Source organism: Paraburkholderia caffeinitolerans, from assembly GCF_902859945.1.
In the GTDB taxonomy this organism is placed as follows: Bacteria; Pseudomonadota; Gammaproteobacteria; order Burkholderiales; family Burkholderiaceae; genus Paraburkholderia; species Paraburkholderia caffeinitolerans.
The window spans coordinates 1-19,372 of the sequence record NZ_CADIKL010000073.1; the positions used below are offsets into that span (position 1 = coordinate 1).

At 64.9% G+C, this 19,372-nt stretch carries 15 protein-coding genes and 3 pseudogenes; 7 read left to right on the top strand and 11 right to left on the bottom strand.

The features are described from left to right. Positions 1-107: 107 nt before the first annotated feature. Together HV773_RS35525 and HV773_RS37455 are read left to right on the top strand one after the other, a co-directional pair. Positions 108-323 (top strand): annotated as a pseudogene (locus tag HV773_RS35525) (PAAR domain-containing protein); the annotation flags it as partial. 122 nt (positions 324-445) lie between these two features. Next, positions 446-769 (top strand): annotated as a pseudogene (locus HV773_RS37455) (toxin VasX); the annotation flags it as partial. A 136-nt stretch (positions 770-905) separates the two neighbouring features. Here HV773_RS37455 and HV773_RS35530 read toward each other — a convergent pair. The 3 genes from HV773_RS35530 to HV773_RS35540 form a co-directional block, all read right to left on the bottom strand. Then, a complete protein-coding gene (locus HV773_RS35530; protein ID WP_129561474.1) occupies positions 906-3,806 on the bottom strand; it encodes an EAL domain-containing protein in 2,901 nt (966 codons plus the stop codon). Between the two features lie 157 nt (positions 3,807-3,963). Continuing rightward, a complete protein-coding gene (locus HV773_RS35535) occupies positions 3,964-4,284 on the bottom strand; it encodes a GIY-YIG nuclease family protein (protein ID WP_129561475.1) in 321 nt (106 codons plus the stop codon). Between the two features lie 69 nt (positions 4,285-4,353). Next, positions 4,354-5,526, bottom strand: coding sequence for a GNAT family N-acetyltransferase (locus HV773_RS35540; RefSeq protein WP_129561476.1), 1,173 nt, complete (start codon positions 5,524-5,526; stop codon positions 4,354-4,356). A gap of 172 nt (positions 5,527-5,698) precedes the next feature. Here HV773_RS35540 and HV773_RS35545 point away from each other — a divergent pair, with 172 nt between their 5' ends. Then, entirely contained in the window at positions 5,699-7,819 is a 2,121-nt protein-coding gene (locus tag HV773_RS35545; RefSeq protein ID WP_129561477.1) for an NAD(+) synthase, read from the top strand. Between the two features lie 123 nt (positions 7,820-7,942). After that, a complete protein-coding gene (locus tag HV773_RS35550; RefSeq protein WP_035527352.1) occupies positions 7,943-8,281 on the top strand; it encodes a P-II family nitrogen regulator in 339 nt (112 codons plus the stop codon). A gap of 151 nt (positions 8,282-8,432) precedes the next feature. Here the strand turns inward: HV773_RS35550 and HV773_RS35555 are convergent, their stop codons facing one another. From HV773_RS35555 to HV773_RS35580, 6 genes are all read right to left on the bottom strand, one after another. Continuing rightward, positions 8,433-9,581, bottom strand: coding sequence for a porin (locus HV773_RS35555; protein ID WP_129561478.1), 1,149 nt, complete (start codon positions 9,579-9,581; stop codon positions 8,433-8,435). Positions 9,582-10,166: 585 nt separating this feature from the next. Beyond that, positions 10,167-10,949, bottom strand: coding sequence for an ABC transporter ATP-binding protein (locus HV773_RS35560; protein ID WP_129561479.1), 783 nt, complete (start codon positions 10,947-10,949; stop codon positions 10,167-10,169). A 19-nt stretch (positions 10,950-10,968) separates the two neighbouring features. After that, on the bottom strand, positions 10,969-11,691 hold the full coding sequence (locus HV773_RS35565) for an ABC transporter permease (RefSeq protein WP_129561480.1): 723 nt from the start codon (positions 11,689-11,691) through the stop codon (positions 10,969-10,971). Between the two features lie 16 nt (positions 11,692-11,707). Continuing rightward, positions 11,708-12,397: an ABC transporter permease gene (locus HV773_RS35570; RefSeq protein WP_129561481.1), complete on the bottom strand. Its 690-nt coding sequence runs from the start codon at positions 12,395-12,397 to the stop codon at positions 11,708-11,710. Between the two features lie 171 nt (positions 12,398-12,568). Beyond that, positions 12,569-13,345: an ABC transporter substrate-binding protein gene (locus HV773_RS35575; protein ID WP_129563291.1), complete on the bottom strand. Its 777-nt coding sequence runs from the start codon at positions 13,343-13,345 to the stop codon at positions 12,569-12,571. A gap of 416 nt (positions 13,346-13,761) precedes the next feature. Next, positions 13,762-14,334 carry a Spy/CpxP family protein refolding chaperone gene (locus HV773_RS35580; protein WP_129561482.1) on the bottom strand — a complete coding sequence of 191 codons (573 nt, stop codon included), beginning with the start codon at positions 14,332-14,334 and terminating at the stop codon, positions 13,762-13,764. 231 nt (positions 14,335-14,565) lie between these two features. Here HV773_RS35580 and HV773_RS35585 point away from each other — a divergent pair, with 231 nt between their 5' ends. Both HV773_RS35585 and HV773_RS35590 read left to right on the top strand, forming a co-directional pair. Further along, positions 14,566-15,297 (top strand): response regulator, encoded by a 732-nt coding sequence (locus HV773_RS35585; protein ID WP_129561483.1) that lies wholly within the window; start codon positions 14,566-14,568, stop codon positions 15,295-15,297. Next, positions 15,281-16,597 carry an ATP-binding protein gene (locus HV773_RS35590; protein WP_129561484.1) on the top strand — a complete coding sequence of 439 codons (1,317 nt, stop codon included), beginning with the start codon at positions 15,281-15,283 and terminating at the stop codon, positions 16,595-16,597. Before HV773_RS35585 ends, HV773_RS35590 begins: the two co-directional genes overlap by 17 nt. A 94-nt stretch (positions 16,598-16,691) precedes the next feature. On the opposite strand, the gene HV773_RS35595 is transcribed toward HV773_RS35590, so the two are convergent. Together HV773_RS35595 and HV773_RS35600 are read right to left on the bottom strand one after the other, a co-directional pair. After that, positions 16,692-16,958, bottom strand: coding sequence for a double-stranded DNA-specific endonuclease (locus tag HV773_RS35595; RefSeq protein ID WP_129561485.1), 267 nt, complete (start codon positions 16,956-16,958; stop codon positions 16,692-16,694). A 172-nt stretch (positions 16,959-17,130) separates the two neighbouring features. Further along, the gene (locus HV773_RS35600) at positions 17,131-18,825 is read right to left on the bottom strand and encodes a sensor domain-containing diguanylate cyclase (protein ID WP_129561486.1); all 1,695 of its coding nucleotides are present in this window, start codon (positions 18,823-18,825) and stop codon (positions 17,131-17,133) included. Positions 18,826-19,147: 322 nt separating this feature from the next. On the opposite strand from HV773_RS35600, the pseudogene HV773_RS35605 reads away from it, so the two are divergent. Further along, a pseudogene (locus HV773_RS35605) lies at positions 19,148-19,372 on the top strand (sulfonate ABC transporter permease); the annotation flags it as partial.

Genomic DNA, 19,372 nt, shown 5'->3' on the forward strand with positions numbered 1-19,372 from the left:
TGGAAGTCGGCGATGAACCAGTTTGCTATCCTGTTTGGCGACCGATTCACGCAGGCGCGCGGGTAACGATTCCTTTAACCGCCTCGCCCACAAAAATGCGGACAGGTTCCTCGTCGTTCCATGGACGACCCATGGCCTACATTGGCGCACCGGTCATGTGCCACACCTGCAATACCCAAGGCGTTATCGTCACTGACGGCTCCCCTCATACGTTGACCGTCATGGGCAGACAGGTCGCCCTAGAAGGTGACCTTTGCCAATGCCATTGCGAACCACAACCGAGGCTTGTCGCGTCGCAGGCGACTGGAACGATTTCAGCCTGAGGGAAACCTGGTGCCCTGGTCAAGTGTTTCGATATCTCAAGGATTGAAGCCCCGCTCGCCAGTGATGAGTTTCTGCTCTTTGCACTCCCTCAAGGCTGACTCTTGATGGGCGATGGTGATGGGTGAAGTTCGTCGGAAAGGTATTCGGTGATTGGACACCTCCGGGCGTAAGCCACAAAATCTCACGCAATGGTTCCCAAAATCTCATCCGATACTTCCCACAATTCGCAAGGCGTTGCCCGGCGGGGCGGAAAATCTCGCATTATGGGTTTCGTTACAGCTGCCAGCACGGTCACAAGGAGCTTGCACGCTGTATTAGCGTCGACATGCCCAAGAAGGCAGGAAAAATCTATCTGGCATTCAGCGATGTGCGCTGGACAGCCGCCGTGCGCAAGCGGTATGAAGCAAACAAACAGGGTTGCCGCGACAAGCGTATGCAGCCGGTTGACGCCTTGGCATGGTCTTCGGGGCATCATTCCCAAAAGCATGTCCAGAAAATCTCGGACCTACCAAACTACGTGCTTGACTACAAGACAGGCACTGGCAAGACGACGACCGCGTCTCCTTTCCCGCTCAGGAACCTCAATCGAGCTCGGCCATGTCCCGCGCCTGCGGCACGCGCAGCGCGTCGAGCGGCGCGGGCTTGCCCAGCGCATAGCCTTGCACGAAATCGACGCCCATCGCGACCATGCATTCGACGATCCCGGCATCCTCGACGCACTCGGCGATGGTCTTCTTGCCGGCCGCGTGAGCGACCTGGTTGATCGAGCGGACGATGGCCTGATCGAGCGGACTGTCGAGAATCCCGCGTATGAAGCTGCCGTCGATCTTCAGATAGTCGACGCTCAGGTGCTTCAGATAGTTGAGCGACGACATGCCCGCGCCGAAATCGTCGAGCGCGAAGCGGCAGCCGTGCGCACGCAATCGCGAGATGAGTGTGATGGCGTCGTGCATGTTCGTGATCGCGGCGGTCTCGGTGATCTCGAAGCACACGCGCGAGAATGGAATGTCCCAGACCCGCTGCTGCTCCTCGACATAGTCGGCGAGCCGCTCGTCGCCGAGCGAGGCGCCCGAGAGGTTGATCGACCAGGTGCCGTAATGGTGCTCACCGGCGGCGATGGTCGCGAACGCGCGCGCGATCACCCAGCGGTCGATCGCGGGCATCAGGTCGAAACGCTCGGCCGCGCCGATGAATCCCGCCGGGCTCACCAGCGCGCCTGAGGCCGAGCGCATGCGCAACAGCACTTCGACGTGCGTGTCCTGCGGCCCGGAGTCGGGCGCGAGCGGCACGATCTCCTGACCGAACAGGCAGAACTGGTCGTTTTCGAGCGCCGCCTTGATGTCGGCGACCCAGGCCATTTGGGTGTGGGCTTCCGAGAGCTCCTCGTCGTCGAGGCGAAAGCGGTGCACGCGGTTGCGCCCTTTCTTTTTCGCCATGTAGCAGGCCACGTCGGCGGCCTTCATCACTTCCTTCACGCAGGCGAGGCTCGCCACGTCGCCGACGAGGCCGATGCTCACGCTCGTCTGCACGATGCGGCCGGCGCCCGTGAAGCGGATGCCGGCGATGGCCTCGCGCAGGCTTTCCGCAAGCTGCCATGCATGCGCGACCGGGCAGTGAGGCAGCACCACGCCGAATTCGTCGCCGCCCAGGCGCGCGATGATGTCGGTGGCGCGCAGTGTTTTCCTCAGCACGCTGCAGACTTCGCGGATCAGCTCGTCGCCGGTCGAATGGCCGCAGGTGTCGTTGACTACCTTGAACTGGTCGAGGTCAAGGAACATGACCGAGTGCGCGGGGCGCTCGCGCTGTTCGCCAGAGATGCTTTGGATACCTGAACATGCGCCGGCCTCCAGCAGCGCGCCGAGCCGTTGCTCGAATTCGCGGCGGTTGTACAGGTCGGTCAGCTCGTCGTGAGTTGCCTGATACGCGAGGCGCGCGGCATGCTCGCGCAGCGCGCTCACGTCGTAAAGCACGATGACGGTGCCGATGGCGCAGCCCCGCGCGTCGCGCAGCTTCGAGACCGAGTAGTCGACCGCGAGCCGCGAACCGTCCGGACGCGCGACGTAGAGATCCGCTGCGCCGCTACTGCTGGTTCCACTGGTCCCGCCGGCTCCGCTCGCGGCGTGCGCGCTGCACAGGATGTCGAGGCTGCGAGCGTCGTCGGCGCCGTTGCGCAGGTCGCAGATGGTTCCGAAAGGCCGGCTGAGGATCGTGGCGGCGTGGCGGCCGAGGATGCGTTCGGCGACGGCGTTGCAGTAGGTAACGCGCGCGTCCTGGTCGGTGCGGATTACGGCTTCGCCGATCGAGGCCAGCGTGACTTCCGCGAGTTCGTGCTCGGTATGCGCCTGCGCTTCCGCCGTCTTGAGATCGGAGATGTCGAACAGGCACCCGACCATGCGCACTGCGTGGCCGCGCGCGTCGCGCTCCGCTTGCCCGCGTGCGCGGCACCAGCAGTAGTTGCCGGCTAGCGTGTGCAGGCGGAATTCCACATCGAAGGGCGTCGCGCGCGCGAGGTGGCGGCGCAGCGCTTGACGCACGCGAGGCAGGTCGTCGGGATGCACGAGTTGCACGAGGCCGGTCTCGCTGTCGAACGGGGTGCTTGCTTGCGGGCGTGCGTCGTAGCCGAGCTGCTCGTAGAGCCAGTTCGAGAAGTAGCACTGGCGGCTGCCGACCTCCCAGTCCCAGAGCCCCGCGTTGATGCCCGCGAAGCCGAGGCTCAGGCGCTCCTCGTTCTTGCGCACCTCGGCTTCGAGACGGTCGCTGCGCTTGAGCACGCGGCGGATGAATTGCGTGAACACGGCGAGCAGCAAGAACGCGCAAGCCGCGAGGGCGAGCGTGAGCAGCGAACGCGTAGCGCGCGCGGCTTCGTCGAGCGAGCACGAGAAGCCGTTTTCGATAGGCGCGAGCTGGCTGTCGATGTCGTGCAGTTCGCGCACGAGTGCGGCGGATTCGGCGCTGTGCAGCTTGCCCGCCTGCGCGAGCGCGTGCAGCCGCGCGCCGGTGTCGGCGAGGCGCAGGATGTAGTGGTCGCCGATGTCCCAGTACGCCACCGCCGGGCGCATCCACGGCGTGTTCTTGAGCGTGCGGTAACCCCAGGTCATGCCATCGACGTCGGCAGCCGCGATGCGGCCCTGCTCGAAGCCGCGCCGGATTGCCGCCACATCGGGCTGCGGCCGGTTCATTTCGAGCTTGGCCGCACGGTCGCCCAGCGGCACCGCGATGCAATTGAGGAAGGTGCGATAGTCGGCTTCGTCACCGAGGCGCGCGTAGCGGTCGAGTGCGTACACGGCATCCTTCTGGCCCTTCGACCAGGTGCTTTCCCCGGCCACGTAGGCGAGCAGGATCGACATGATCGCGAGACTGATCGACGCGATCACTGTCATCACCGCCGCGAGCAGCCACAGCGGCAGCAGAACGGCCGTGGTGCGCCGCAGTCCGTGCCACCCCGGGGTTTGCCGCGTGGGCTCCGTTTTGAATCGTCTCATCAGGCCTCACCGCTCCGGTCGCTTGACGGAATGACGTGACGGCTCGCGTCGAGGGCAAGCGCTCGGCGGTCCTGTGAGGGATAACGGCGGGAGCGGGGCGGGGCTTTAGGCCTGGGCGACGAGGGGCGTGCGTCCGGATGAACCCTTAGGCGGACACTCAAGCGGGCGCTTCAGCCTCCGGCTCCGCGTGGTCGGACGGCTCGGGCGGCGCGGGCAGCACCGACTCCAGCGTGCGCTCGCCGGCCGCGAGCGCGCGTTTTTCGCGCGGCGTGAGGCGCTTGACCCGATATTCGGCGCGCAGCGCGCTCGCGCGGTCGGCCAGCTCGAACTGCGCGAGCACCCGCACCGGCTTGCGCGAGCGCGTGTAGCGCGCGCCGGTGCCGTTCGCATGCTGCGCGAAGCGCGCTTCGACGTCGACGGCGATGCCAGTGTAGACGCTGCCATCGGCGCATTCGAGCAGGTAGAGGAACCACGGCATGACTGGGGAGGCGATGATCGGTTGAAGGGTGATGGGAGGCGGCGCAGGCGTCAGGCGCAGCCGCCGAATTTAGCTACGGAATGGATTGCGCTCGTTCAGCTCATGCACGTAGGCATGAATCTGGTTCGCCTCGCTTTGCAGAAAATTGGCGACGGCGTCGGCGAAAGCGGGATGCGCGAGCCAGTGCGCCGAGCGCGTGACGGTCGGCATGAAGCCGCGCGCCATCTTGTGCTCGCCTTGCGCGCCGCCTTCGAACACGGCGAGCTTCTCTTCGATGCAAAACTCCAGCGGCTGATAGTACGCGGTCTCGAAGTGCAGGCAGGGCAGGTGTTCGAGCGCGCCCCAATAGCGGCCGTAGAGCGTGCCGCCGCTGCCGTCCGCGTCGCGCTGATAGACGACGAGCGAGCTTGCAATCGGCTTGCCTTCGTATTCGGCGATCACGAGCATCAGATTCTCGGGCATCGTCGCGCCAATCGTGCGGAAGAAGTCGAGATTCAGATACGGCGACGAAAAGTGCTCGCGATAGGTCTGCCGGTAGCAGCGGCTGAAAAAGCGCCAGTGCTCGTCGCGGATGTCCTCGCCGCGGATGCGCCGGTGCGTCACGCCCGCGTCGCGCACCTTGCGGCGCTCGGCGCGGATGTTCTTGCGCTTCTTTTGTTCGAGCGTCGAGAGAAAGTCGTCGAAGTCGCGGTAGCCGTCGTTGAGCCAGTGAAACTGCACGCCTTCGCGCTGCATCATGCCGAGGTCGGTGAGCATGGCCGCGTCCTCGGCGGTCGGAAACAGCACGTGCAGCGATGAGACGTCCGCCTGCTCGGCGAACGCGACCAGCGTGGCGGCCAGATGGCGGCGCGCGGTTTCGTCGGCGGCCAGAAGGCGCGTGCCTTGCACGGGCGTGAAGGGCACCGCGCACAGGAGCTTCGGGTAGTACTCGAGGCCGTTGCGCTTGTAGGCGTCGGCCCAGGCCCAGTCGAACACGTATTCGCCGTACGAGTGGCCTTTCAGGTAGACCGGCGCGGCGGCGGCGAGCTGACCCGTGCGCGTGTCGGTGAGCGTGACGAACTGCGGCGCCCAGCCCGCGTCGGCCGTGGCGCAGCGCGTGGCGTCGAGTGCCGCGAGGAATTCGTGGCGCAAAAACGGCGTCGGCTGCGCCTGGCGCGCGAGCAGCGCGTTCCATTGCGCGGCGTCGACCTCGGCCGGTGAGCCGAGAATGCCCGTGCGATAATTGAAACGTTCCTTATTCAACTTGCGTGCCCGTTGTGGCTTTGCGCGATGCCGGTAGCGGACGTACCGCATCGCGGTGCCGCGCCGCGGCAAACGGTCATGGTAAAGCAAACCACCCGAATGGGTGAGGGCGTGGGGCGGCTTGAATATCGCCTGAACGTCCCCAGGCTCCAATCGCTTATCGGTCATCCAGATGAAACAGCGCTTCTTCAATCTCTATTCGCATGGCTTCGCGCGCGTGGCCGTGGGCGTGCCGCGCTGCCGCGTGGCCGATCCGGCCTTCAATGCCGAACAGACGCTCGCACTCGCGCGCGAGGCCGCAGCCGGCGGCGCGGCGCTGATCGCGTTTCCGGAGCTCGGCCTTTCCGCCTATAGCTGCGACGATCTCTTCCGCCAGCAGGCGCTGCTCGACGCGTGCGAGCGCGCGCTCGCGCAAATCGCCGCCGCGTCGGCTACGTTGCCGCTCGCGATGATCGTGGGGTTGCCGGTGCGCGTCGGCCACGCGCTGTTCAACTGCGCGGCGGTCGTTGCAGGCGGGCGCGTGGCGGGCGTCGTGCCCAAGAGTTATCTGCCGAACTACGGCGAGTTCTACGAGCCGCGCCAGTTCAGCGCCGCCGCTTGCGCGGATTACGCGAGCACCGACACGGTGCGCCTCGCTGGCCAGGACGTGCCGTTCGGCGCATCGCTGCTGTTCGATGCGGCGCAGATCCCGGGGCTGCGCTTTCACGTGGAAATCTGCGAGGACGTCTGGGTGCCGATTCCGCCGTCGTCGTTCGCGGCGCTCGCGGGGGCGTCCGTGCTCGTCAATCTTTCCGCGTCGAACGTGGTGGTGGGCAAGGCGGGGTATCGGCATCAACTGGTTTCGCAGCAATCGGCGCGCTGCCTCGCAGCGTATCTGTACACCTCGGCGGGCCAGGGCGAGTCGACCACCGACATGGCCTGGGACGGCCAGGCGCTCGTCTACGAAAACGGCGAGCTGCTCGCACAGTCCGAGCGCTTCCTCGACGACTCGCACCTGATCTATGCCGATGTCGATCTCGACCGGCTCCAGCAGGAGCGCATCCGCCAGACCACCTTCGGCGATTCGGTGCGCCGTCATGCCGACGAGGTTGCGAAGTTCCGCGTGATCAATTGCGAACTTGGCGCAACAGGCAAGGGCGCCTGGGAGCAGGAGACGCTGGCGCTCGCGCGCCGCGTCGAGCGTTTCCCCTATGTGCCGGCCGATCCGAAGCGCCGCGACGAGCGCTGCAACGAGGTCTACAACATCCAGGTACAGGCGCTCGTGCAGCGGCTCTCGCAGGCTGGCATCAAGAAGGTGGTGATCGGTGTGTCGGGCGGGCTCGACTCCACGCACGCGCTGCTGGTTTGCGCGAAAGCGATGGACCGCCTCAAGCTGCCGCGCGCCAATATTCTCGCGTACACCATGCCCGGCTTCGCGACGAGCGAGCGCACGCTGCGCCAGGCGCGCGAGCTCATGACGCTGGTGGGCTGCACGGCGCGCGAAATCGACATTCGCCAGAGCTGCATGCAGATGCTCGAAGACCTCGGCCATCCGTATTCGGAGGGCAAGGAAAGCTACGACATCACCTTCGAGAACGTGCAGGCGGGCGAGCGCACGAACCATCTGTTCCGCCTCGCCAACTTCAATCATGCGATCGTGATTGGCACCGGCGATCTTTCCGAGCTCGCGCTCGGCTGGTGCACCTACGGCGTGGGCGATCACATGTCGCATTACAACGTGAACGCGAGCGTGCCGAAGACGCTCATCACGCACCTCGTGCGCTGGGTCGCGGAGACGGGGCAGATCGGCCAGAACGGTGAAAGTGGCCGTGACGTGCTCGAAGCGATTCTCGCCACCGACATCAGCCCCGAGCTGATTCCGGGCAAGACCGACGGTGCGCCGGAGCAGAAGACCGAAAGCACGATCGGGCCGTACGAGCTGCAGGACTTCAATCTCTACTACACGCTGCGTTTCGGCTTCGCGCCTTCGAAGGTCGCGTTCCTCGCGCGCCATGCGTGGCGCGAGCGCGAGACGGGCGCATGGCCCGAGAACGCGAAGGTCGCGCGCAATCAGTACGATCTTGCGGCCATCAAGCGCAATCTGCGGATCTTCCTCGACCGCTTCTTCCGCACGAGCCAGTTCAAGCGCACCTGCATTCCGAACGCGCCGAAGGTCGGTTCGGGCGGCTCGCTTTCGCCGCGCGGCGACTGGCGTGCGCCGAGCGATTCGGAGTCGGTCGTGTGGCTCGCGGATCTCGAGCGCGTGCCCGATCAGGAGCGCGCGAGCGCGCCGCCGCCCGACGCTGTGTCTTGACGCTGTGTCTTGAATGCGTCGCGCACAGCGTAGAATCGCAGGACCATTGCCGGGCTTCCGGCCGGCAAGCCACGGATCACCCTCAAATACACCGCAAATAAACTGAGTCAGACGAGGATCGCCATGAAACGCATTACAGCCGTCATCAAACCGTTCAAGCTCGACGAAGTGCGCGAGGCGCTCGCCGAAGTGGGCCTCACGGGCCTGACCGTCACTGAGGTGAAGGGCTTCGGCCGCCAGAAAGGCCACACGGAGCTCTATCGCGGCGCCGAGTATGTGGTGGACTTCCTGCCCAAGGTGAAGATCGAGGTGGTGGTCGCCGACGCGCAGACCGACCAGGTGATCGACGCGATCATCGGCGCGGCGCGCACGGGCAAGATCGGCGACGGCAAGATTTTCGTGACCGACGTCGAGCGCGTAATCCGCATTCGCACTGGCGAAGAGAACGAAGCGGCCGTTTGAGATCAGAAAAAAGCAGGGGACGGCGCCGCTCGCACGGCCCGTCCCCACAATAAAAAACGGTGCGATACCCGTTGGGATACCGCACCGATACGCGCCTCTCGCAGCAGCGTGAAAACTTCGATGTAGCTGTTCTGTCTACACGTGGTGTGAATTAGAAGTTGTGCCAGATGTCTGCGTACACGCCGCTCTGGCTGTGGCCCGTCAGCGGGTTGCCGGTCGCAGCGGAGGTGCCGAAGTTGTTGGCGTTCAGGCCGAAATTGGCCGACTTGCTGTTTTGCACCGTCGCGACCTGGAGGCCGACCATCGTGCGTTTGGACAGGTTGTACGTGCCGCCCAGGCTGTAGAGCGTGGAGTTGCCGCCACCGTTGTTCGCGTTGACGTGATAGACCGCGCCGATCAGCGCGGCTGCCGAGGTGGCTTGCCACGTCACGCCGCCCCATTCCTGGTCGAGTGTGCTCGGCTGGCCGATTGCCAGGCCGGTCATGCCCGACGAGCGGACGGCTTCGTAGCCGCCCTGAACCTTGATCGGTCCGAGGAACACGTTGACCATCGCCATGTACTCGCGTGAATACGCGAAGACGCCTTGCCCCACGTTGCCTGCATTGATCGAGTCGTAGGCGCCGCCGAGCGTGCCGTTCGTCGGGTTGCGGATTTCGTCGTAAATGCCGCGGATCTGGAACAATGCACTCGTGTAGGTCAGCTGGATACCGTCTTGACGACCCTGGGGGGTCGTGCCGTTGCCGTTCCAATTCGTGGCGTTCGAGAGCGAGTATTGGCCATACACGTCGAAGCCGTAAAAGTTCGGCGACTGATACGAAATGTTGTTGCTCGATGCCGGCCAGTTACGACCGCGTACCATCGATGCCGACGACCAGTTCGACTGGCCGAACGGGTCGAAGTCCCAGATGCCGTTGGCGATGAACAGTTCGCGGCCCAACAGCAGCGTGCCGTAGTTGTCGTTCGCCATGCCGACCGTGGCATAGCGATTGAAGATCGAGCCCGCGACGCCGAGCCCGCCAGTCGTCGTGCTGAAGGAGCCTTCCAGATGGAAGAGCACCTTGTTGCCGCCGCCGATGTCTTCAACGCCCTTCATGCCCCACAGACTCGTGCCCATATAGCCGCTTTCGAGCTGGACCTGGCTCGCGCCATGCGTGGCCGGGCCATTCGGGCCGCCGCCTGCGCCAATGCCGTTCATGTACGCGAAACCCGCATCCAGGCGGCCGTATAGCGTTACGCTGCTTTGCGCATGCGCGACCACGCCAGCCGACATCAACGCTGCGGCGAGCAGAGCTTTCTTCATCTTCTCCTCCATACCCTGTCAAAGAGTCAATCTAAGTACTGCGAAAGATGTCCGCGTGTTCGAGGGGACGCGGACAGAAGTTGTCGCGTAGGGAGCGTGACCCGAGGATCGGCGGGTGGAACGATGCGAGCAGGACAACCTGTTCGAGTCGTCTTGCAGATCCCCTGGTTGACTGGCATCTCCCGTTCTTATTTGAAGTGAAACTACTTTTAATGAACTTCGTTTTGCTACTTTGATTACTAATTTAGCAAAAAAGACTGATGCTGGCGACCGAAATCGCTTGTGGGTGCTGGGGTGTCGTCAAATTGCCATACGTGTTTCCTGGATGCTGGTCGGCACGATCCCAAAAGTATGCTTAAAGCCTTACAGGACAAGGCACACACGTTTGCTGGCGGGGGATCTTCAGGATTGCCACTATTGACGCGAAATATCGTCGGGCGTAAGGCAAAATGTGCGAATTCGACGCGTATGGGGAGCGTTCGAAGGAGATTGCGAAAGCAAAAAGAAAAGGCGCTGAAAGCGCCTTGAAATACTACTTTTACTACATTGCCGCGTTGGCATGTAGTCGACTACATTTTGGCCTGCTTACTTGAGGCTGCCCGAGAGGAACTGGCGCAGGCGCTCGCTTTTCGGACTGGCGAACACTTCGGCCGGCACGCCTTCTTCTTCCACGCGCCCCTGGTGCAGGAACATCACGTGGTTCGAAACGTTGCGCGCGAAACCCATTTCGTGGGTGACGACGATCATCGTGCGGCCTTCCTCGGCGAGCTTTTGCATCACCTTGAGCACTTCGCCCACGAGCTCGGGGTCGAGCGCCGAGGTGGGCTCGTCGAACAGCATCACGTCGGGGTTCATCGCAAGCGCGCGCGCGATCGCCACGCGCTGCTGCTGGCCGCCCGAGAGGTGCGAGGGATATTGCGTCTCCACGCGCGGCGCAAGGCCGACTTTCTCCAGATACGTGCGCGCGCGCTCCTCGGCTTCCTTGCGCGAGAGGCCGAGCACGTGCACGGGCGCTTCGATCACGTTTTCGATCACGTTCATGTGCGACCACAGATTGAAGTGCTGGAACACCATCGCGAGCTTGGTGCGCACGCGTTGCAACTGCTTCAAGTCGGCGGCGTGCAGTGCGCCGGTGCGCTTGTCGGCGCGGGTCGCCACTTCCTCGCCGTCGACGACGATGCGGCCCGCGTTGGGCTGTTCGAGGAAGTTAATGCAACGCAGCATCGTGCTCTTGCCCGAGCCGGACGAGCCAATCACGCTGATCACATCGCCGGCGTTCGCCTTGAGCGAAACGCCCTTCAAGACTTCATGGTCGCCGTACTTCTTGTGGAGCGAATCGACGAAAAGTTTCTGCTTCTGGGAGTTCATCAAATACCTCGGTGCGGGCTCACTTGCCTTGGGGTCGCAGATACGCGAGCCAGCGGCGCTCGGCTTGGCGGAACAGCCACACGAGCGTGAAAGAAATGATCAGGTACAGCAGGGCGGCGATGCCGAACGCGCCGAACGATTGGTAGGTCGCCGAGTTCACGTCGCGCGCGATCTTCAGGATGTCGGGCACGGTGGCCGTGAACGCCACGGTCGTGGCGTGCAGCATCAGGATGACCTCGTTGCTGTAGTAGGGCAGCGCGCGGCGCAGCGCTGAAGGCAGGATCACGCGGCGGTACAGCGTGAAGGGCGACATGCCGTAGGCGCGTGCGGCCTCGATCTCGCCATAGGGCGTGGCCTTGATCGCGCCCGCGAAGATCTCGGTCGTGTACGCGCAGGTGTTGAGCGCGAACGCGAGCAGCGTGCAGTTCATGCCGCTTCTGAAGAACGCGCTCGTGAGTTCGTGGTTGCGCACGATGTCGAGGCTGTAGAGGCCCGTGTAGCAAAGCAGCAACTGCACGTAGAGCGGCGTGCCGCGGAACACATACGTATAGAGCCACACGAGGCGCGCGAGCCACTTGCGCTTCGAGACGCGCGCGACCGCGAGCGGCACCGAGAGGCAGAAGCCGATGCCGATCGAAATCACCAGCAGCCATGCCGTAACGGCGACGCCGGTGAAGTGATAGCCGTCGCTATAGAGATAGTTGCGCCAGTATTGCTGGATCAGTTGGACGAAGTCTTGCATGGTCTTGGCCTCGCTTTCAGAGATCCGCTTTGCGCACGCCCGTGGAGTAGCGCTTGTCGAGATACATCAGCACGAAGTTCGAAACGGTCGTGATGACGAGGTAGATCGCGCCTGCGAGCAGGGTGAAGAAAAAGAATCGCAAGGTGCCCTTGCCGGCGTCCTGGCTGGCCTTCACGACGTCGGCGAGGCCGATGATCGAGACGAGCGCCGTGGACTTCACGAGCACCTGCCAGTTGTTGCCGATGCCGGGCAGCGCGAAGCGCATCATCTGCGGGAACATGATGCGCGTGAACACCTGCCAGTTGGTCATGCCATAGGCGTGGCCCGCTTCGAGCTGGCCGCGCGGCACCGCGAGAAACGCGCCGCGGAAGGTCTCGGTGAAGTACGCGCCGTAGATGAAGCCCAGCACGATCACGCCCGCGAGGAACGGGTCGATGTCGATCTGGTCCCAGCCGAGGTGATCGGTGAGCATGTTCAGCCAGATCTGGATGCTGTAGAAGAGCAGCAGCATCAGCACCAGATCGGGCACGCCGCGAACGAGCGTGGTGTAGGCCGTTCCCGCGCCGTGGACGACGCGGTTTTTCGAGAGCTTCGCCCCCGCGCCGATCAGCCCGAGCAGGAACGAGAGCGCGAGCGAAAGCACCGAGAGCTTGACGGTCTGCCAGGTGCCGGCGAGGATCAGCGGGCCGTAGCCTTGAAGAAACATAGGTGAGTCCTCAACGGGGCGTCTCAACGCTGGACGGCGCCCCGCGAAAGGCGCGGCAGAGGCTGCCGCGGTTCAAGTCGGTTCATGCGCGGCTGGCATGGCTGGCCGCGTGCTTCGCGACGGCGGCGCCCATGGGCGCCGGGTGTCTCCGTCTTATTGCTTATTTGCCTTTTACTTGCCTTTATAGATGTCGAAGTCGAAATATTGCTTCGCGAGTCGGTCGAACGTGCCGTCCTTGTGAATCGAGGCGAGCGCTGCATTGAATTTCGCCTTCAGGTCGGTATCTTCCTTGCGCAGGCCGATCGCGGTGCCATCGCCTATCGTAGCCGGATCTTCCACCGCCGGGCCCGCCCACGCGAAGCCCTTGCCGCGCGGCGTCTTCAGAAAGCCGAAGTCGGCCTGGACCTCGTCCTGGAGCGCCGCGTCGAGGCGGCCCGACATCAGGTCCTGATACACCTGATCCTGATTCTGGTACGTCACGACGTTCACGCCCTTGCCGGCCCAGTGCGCCTTCGCGTAGGCCTCTTGGGTCGAGCCCTGCTCGACGCCCACGTTCTTGCCCTTGAGCGAGGCCACGGTGGGCAGCAGCGGCGAGCCGGCCTTGGCCAGCATGCGCGCGGGCGCGTCGAACATCTTGTCGGAGTAGTCGATCTGCTGGCGGCGCTGGTCGGTAACGGACAGCGACGAGACGATCGCGTCGAACTTGCGGGCCTTGAGCGCTGGGATGATGCCGTCGAGGTCGCTCTCGACCCAGACGCATTTCACGTTCATGCGCGTGCAGAGGGCCTTGGTCAGGTCGACGTCGAAACCGACAATCTGGCCGCTGGCGTTCTTGGATTCGAACGGCGGATAGCTCGCATCGACGCCGATGCGCACGGTCTTCCATTCCTTGGCCGCGGCGCTGCCCGCCAACAGGGCGAGTGCGAGGCACACTGCGAACTTCTTCATCATTCTCCTGTCGACCCGCGTTCGCGATTTAGCGCGCTACTCGGGTCTCATGCAAAGCGGATACGGGTGCGACGCCGGATGGGCGCCACGTAGTAAGGGCGCTGTCATTTTAGGCGATCAAAAATGCGGGTCGGACACGGACTGTGCCGGTCGCCCGAAGTCGGTCGCCCGTAACCGATGGGCCCGTACCGGTAGGACTGTCCCTAAGCGGGCGTCCCTGACCGGGCGTCCGAAAAGCGCGGTATTTTACCCGATGCGCGGGCCGGCGCGGTCGGCCACGGATTCGCGCGCAGTTTCACCATGAAAAACGCCGCGGGATTCGCATCCCGCGGCGTTGTGCCAATGTTGTGCCGATATGGTGCCAATCGGCCGGCGCGTCGGGCGGTGCTCCGCCCGCGCGGCGCCTTGTGAGGCGCTTACTGCGCCGGCGCCGAAGCCGCGCCCTTGTTGCCCTTCTGGTGCTGCTCCCAGCGCTCGTGCATCTTCTCGCGGCGCTGTTCCATCTTCGCGAAGCGCTCCTTGAGCGCCGAGCTCACAGTGGTCTTCTGCTGATCGTTCAGGCCGTTATAGAACGCGAGCCACGCTTGCGAGGTCTGCTCGCGCAGTTGCGCGTCCTGCTGCTCGACTTGCTGATGCGCGGCGTGCAGGGCGTTCATGTCGAGGATCGGCTGGCTCTTCATCGAATCGAACTGCTGCTTGAGCTGTTCGTGATTCTTGCGCATGGCTTCGTGGTTCTGCTTCATGGTGTCGAGCGCGGCTTGCCATTGCTTTTCCTGAGCGGCATTCAGGCTCAGCTTGTCATGCAGCTTCTTGAAACCCATCATGAAGTCGCCGTGCATGCCGTGGCCGCCATGCATGCCCGGGCCGCCGTGCATCATGCTTGGGCCGGCCGGGGGCGGCGGCGTTTGAGCGTTGGCGGCGGTGGCGCCGAAGCTGAGCGCGAGCGAGGCAGCGGCGATGGCGAGAAGGCGCGAAGTGGTTTTATTCATGGTGAAGCTCCTGACAAATCCTTGAAGGTGTCCGGTCTGGCACGTCGCCACCTGAAGTCGATGGTGTTCGCAACCGGTGTCCCTAGCGTATCGGGCAGACAGGCCCCGCGTGTTACCGCCCCATCCGCTGGCATTACGCAACATTACGTGCGCCTTTCGTAGTAACACCCTGTAACCCAAAGCGCGTCCGTGTAAGCAAACGGCTTTCCCGCGCGCGTTACACTTCGTCCCATGGCTACTCAAATTCTGGTCGTCGATGACGACGTCGAACTGCGCGACCTGCTGCGCGACTATCTGGCGCGGCAGGGGATCGAAGTGTCGGTGCTGCACGATGCGGGTTCGCTCGAGCGGCGGCTCGAGCGCGAGCGCCCCGACCTGATCGTGCTCGATCTCATGATGCCCGGCGTGGACGGGCTCACGGCGCTGCGCAAGCTGCGCGCGTCGGGCGACGACATTCCCGTGATCATGCTGACCGCGCGCGCGGACGACGTGGACCGCATCGTCGGCCTCGAGCTCGGCGCCGACGACTATCTCGGCAAGCCCTTCAATCCGCGCGAGCTGCTCGCGCGCGTGCAGGCGGTGCTGCGCCGGCGCCGCACGGTGCCCTCGGCCGCCGCGCCGGAGCAGCGCGAGCCGTTCTCGTTCGGCCGCTTTACGCTCGACTTCCAGTCGCGCACGCTGCAGCAGGAAGGCAAGCCCATCATGCTGTCGGGCAGCGAGTTCGCGCTGCTGAAGATCTTCGTCAATCACCCCATGCGTACGCTTACGCGCGAGCGCCTGCTCGAGCTGCTGCACGGTCCGGAGTACGACGGCACCGACCGCGGCATCGACGTGCAGGTGTGGCGCCTGCGCCGCATCCTCGAAACCGACCCATCCACGCCGCGCTTCATCCAGACGGTGCGCGGCCGTGGCTATGTCTTCGTGCCGGATGGCGAGCAGGCGAGCCATGCGCCGGCCGGTTGATTCGTTGTTTGGGCGGTTCGCGCTGCTGTTCATCGGCGTGCTGTTGTTGTCCCACGTCGCGTGGTTCGCGCTGATGCGCCTCGAGCGCGACCAGATGCGCTCGAGCTACGCGGTGGAAGAGGCGGTGTTCCTCGTCGATGCCGTGCGTCAGCACGTGCAGCGCGAGCCCGATCAGCCGCTGCCCTCGCGCGTGCAACTCGTCGACCCGGCGAGCGCCGCGGTGCCCGAGGTCCCGCGCGACATGCCCACCAGCCTGCGCCGTTTCATCGACGACCTGCGCGATCGCATGCCGGCCGGCACCGACGTGCGCATCGGCCCGCCCGGGCATCCGCCCATGCTGTGGGTGCGCGGTCCGCAGGACGCGCGCTGGATCGTGGTGCCGGCACAGCCGCTGCGCCTGATGCGGCCCATCGACCGTGCGATACCGTGGTTCATCATCATCTTCTCGGCGGCGGTGATTGCTGCGTTGGTGGCTGCCTGGATGCTCCAGCAGCCGCTGCGCTCGCTTGTCCAGGCGGTCGCGCGCTTCGGGCGCGGCCAGCCGGTGCCGCCGCTGGCCGAGCGCGGCCCGCGCGAGATGCGTCAGCTCACGCGCGGTTTCAATCAGATGGTGAAGGAAGTCGAGCGCACCGAGAAAGACCGTGCGGTCATGCTCGCGGGGGTCGCGCACGACTTGAAGACGCCGCTCGCGCGCTTGCGTCTGCGCGCCGAAATGATGGACGAGCAGAAGGTGCGCGACGGCGTGGTGCGCGACGTGACCTCGATGGCGCATATCGTCGACCAGTTCCTGGTGTTTGCGCACGATGGCGCCGATCGCAGCGAGCCTGTCGAAGTGGACGACCAGTGCGAGCGCATCGCGCGCAACTACCGCACGGTTGGCGGCGAGACGCTCGTGATCGAGCGCCGTCTGCATGCCGGGGCGGCGTTCCGCCTGCCCGCGGCCACGCTCGAACGCGTGGTGTCGAACCTGCTCGACAACGCGCACGCCTACGGCGCGCCGCCCGTGGTGATCGAAACCTCGCGCGGGGCGAAGGACTTCACGCTGACCGTGCGCGACCACGGCAAGGGCATTGCCGATCAGGACCTCACGCAGGCGAGCCGCCCGTTCGTGCGGCTCGATCCGGCGCGCGGCGGCAACGGCCACAGCGGTCTGGGTCTCGCGATCGTCGAGCGGCTCGTGCGGCGCGCGGGTGGCGAGATCGCCATCGGCAACGGCGCTAGCGGCGGCCTCGAAGTGCGTATGACATTTCCGTTCGAGGTGGTCGAACGCACGGTTGCCGAGGCGGCGCAGATCTGGTGAGCGCCGGCGTGCGGCGCTTATTACTCGGGGTATTGGCGGGTGAGGGTGCGGCGGGCAAGGCCGCCGGATGTCACTTGAGGTGCGAGATATTGCGTCAGACCGAGAACAGCGTGTCGAGCGCGGCGGCCGCCTCGCTGTCGACGGTGTTGTAGACGACACTGTCGGCCTCGAAGATGTAGTGCGTCGTGTACTTGCCGAGGCGGGCAAGAATTTCTTCCTGAACCAGCTCGGGCGCGGCTTCGAGCTTCAGGTACCACGCGGTCGATGACAGGCGCGTCTGGAACGCTCCGTATTCGACCATCAGCTGGTCGAACGCGAGAGCATCCTGATCGCGGCAGACGATGACCAGATTTCCCTTCATGCATGCCTCCTATGTGCTGAGCGACTTGCCACGGCGATGCGCGCCGCATGACGCCGCGCGCTCCGATCGTTCGATGATACCGCGTTGGAGACGAAAGCCCTGGATGGGTTTCACAATTAAGTGAGTAATGACTTTCGCAAATGAGTGACCGCGAGCGCCTCGGTCCGGCGGATTACCAGGTCGCCGCGGCGGTGCGCGGCGGCACGGCGCCGTCCGAGGCCATCGCTTCGCAGCGGTCGCGGCCCGCGGCCTTCGCCATGTAGAGCGCGAGATCGGCGCGGCTCATCAGGCGTTCGGGCTGGTCCTGGGCCACCGCCAGTTCCGTGATGCCGATGCTCACGCTCAGGTATGCCTCGCTGGGCAGCCCGGTGCAGACACTCGCTTTCACCTCGCGGCGCAGCCGCTCGACCACGTCTTTCCCGGCGGCGAGCGTGGTGGCCGGCAGCAGGATGCCGAACTCCTCGCCGCCGAGCCGCCCGACCGCGTCGTCGGAGCGCAGCTCGGAGCGGCAGGTCTCGACGAAGTGCTGTAGCGCGCGGTCGCCGGCCGGGTGGCCGAAGCGGTCGTTGATCTGCTTGAAGTGGTCGAGGTCGGCGATCGCCATGCAGAGCGGCTTGCCGCTCGTGTAGGCAGCGTCGATCTCGTGGCGCAGCAGGTCGAGGAAGTAGCGGCGCGAGAGCGCGCCCGTGAGCGCGTCGTGGCGCGCCTCGGCGGCCAGCAGCGAATTGGCGGCCTGCAGTTGTTCCGCGAGATCGCGGCTCGCGCGGTGCAGGCGCCGCTCGCGGACCCACGAGATCGAGATCACGGCGGCGAGCGCCACCGAACCCGCCAGCGTGAGGAAGATCAGCAGCCGGTCGCGCCGGTGATTCGCGAGCAGTTCGGGCCACGCGTTGAGCGGATCGACGAGATGGGCGGTGAGTCCCGAATTGAGCCCGCCGCGCTGCTCGTAAAGCGCCGGGGCGCGCTGGCGCGGCAGCTCCACGAGCGCCTGCGCCGCGCTCTCCGATATCCACGGTGCTTCGCGCGACGCCGCCGCGCCGGCGCTGTGCAGCGGGAGCTCGGCAAAGCGCTCGCGCAGATAGGTGTTCACGCGGTCGACGGCGTTCATCTCCTGCACATGGGAGCCGGGCATGGCGAGCCCCTCGAGCTTGCTGTCGTGCGCCATGACGATCACGCCGTTGCTGTCGGAGACAAAGGTGCCCGGGTGGGTGACCCAGTGGCGCAGCCGCGCGATGCTGACCTTGGCGAGCACCGCGCCCACGAGCAGGCCGTTGTCGTAGACGGGCGCGGCCACGAAGATGCCCGGCTCGCCGCTCGAGGTGCCGACGCCATAGGTCTCGGAGAACGCGCCGAGCAGGGTGTCGCTCAGGTAGTTACGCGCACGCATGTCGATGCCCACGTAGGAGATTTTCTCCATGGCGTTGCTCGACGCAATGCAGATGCCGTTGTTGTTCACGAGCCAGATGGCGTCGAAGCCGGAGAAGCCCTGGGCATCGTGCAGGAAGCCGTCGACGGCCGTGAGCGTGGGGGCGTGCTGCAGCGCTTCGCGCCGCGCCAGTTCCGTGGATGAGCGCGACGCGGCATAATTCCCGGCCTCGGTCAGCGCCTGTTGCACCACGTGGGTTTCGGCCATGGTCGCGGGGATGGCGCGCGACATCGAGAGATCGCTCGCGATGACCTCGGCCATGTTGTCGACGACCGAGCGCGTCATCTGGCGTTGCACACCGAGCGCGGTGTCGAGTTCCTGGCGCACCATGCGGTTGGCGAGCCAGCCCGCGACCAGCCAGCAGACGAGCGCGACCGCCACGACAGCCGCCACCGTGACCAGCGGGGGCACGGTGGCTTGACGCAAGAGTCTCCTGTTCATCGGCCTTCTGGTTCGTTCAGGCGCATGGCGCGCAGGGTGCGTTGGCGGGCGGGATGCCCGGTGTCCCGGTAAAGCGAGGCGATCCGGGAGGCATGGGTGGCCGCGTGTGACGACCGTTTTACAGGTGGCCACCGTCGCCGTGCGACGATTTTAACTCTCGAATCGAGCGATTGAGCCCGCGGACGCCGTGCTGTGGGGTGTGTCGATGCGGCTCGCATGCTTCGCCATGGGGCAGGGGTGCCGGGCGCGAGGTTGAATCTGTCACGAAGGTTGTGTAGTGTCGTGCCGTTTCTGAACCAGGCAAGCAGGGGAGAGAGCCCGAATGGACTTCAGCTTCAACCTGAACCGTACGGCCAACGCCTCGGCGTGGCGCGTGCTGCCCAATCGCTGGGACTTCGTGGCGTTCCCGCTGATCATCTGTTTGATCGCCATGGCGGTGGTGGGCTTTCACGAGACCATGGCGCCCATCGCCACGCTCAAGACCCAGGCGATCTCGCTCGACCCGGCCAACCTGCCCGAGTACGCCATGCGCACCACGCTGCGCATG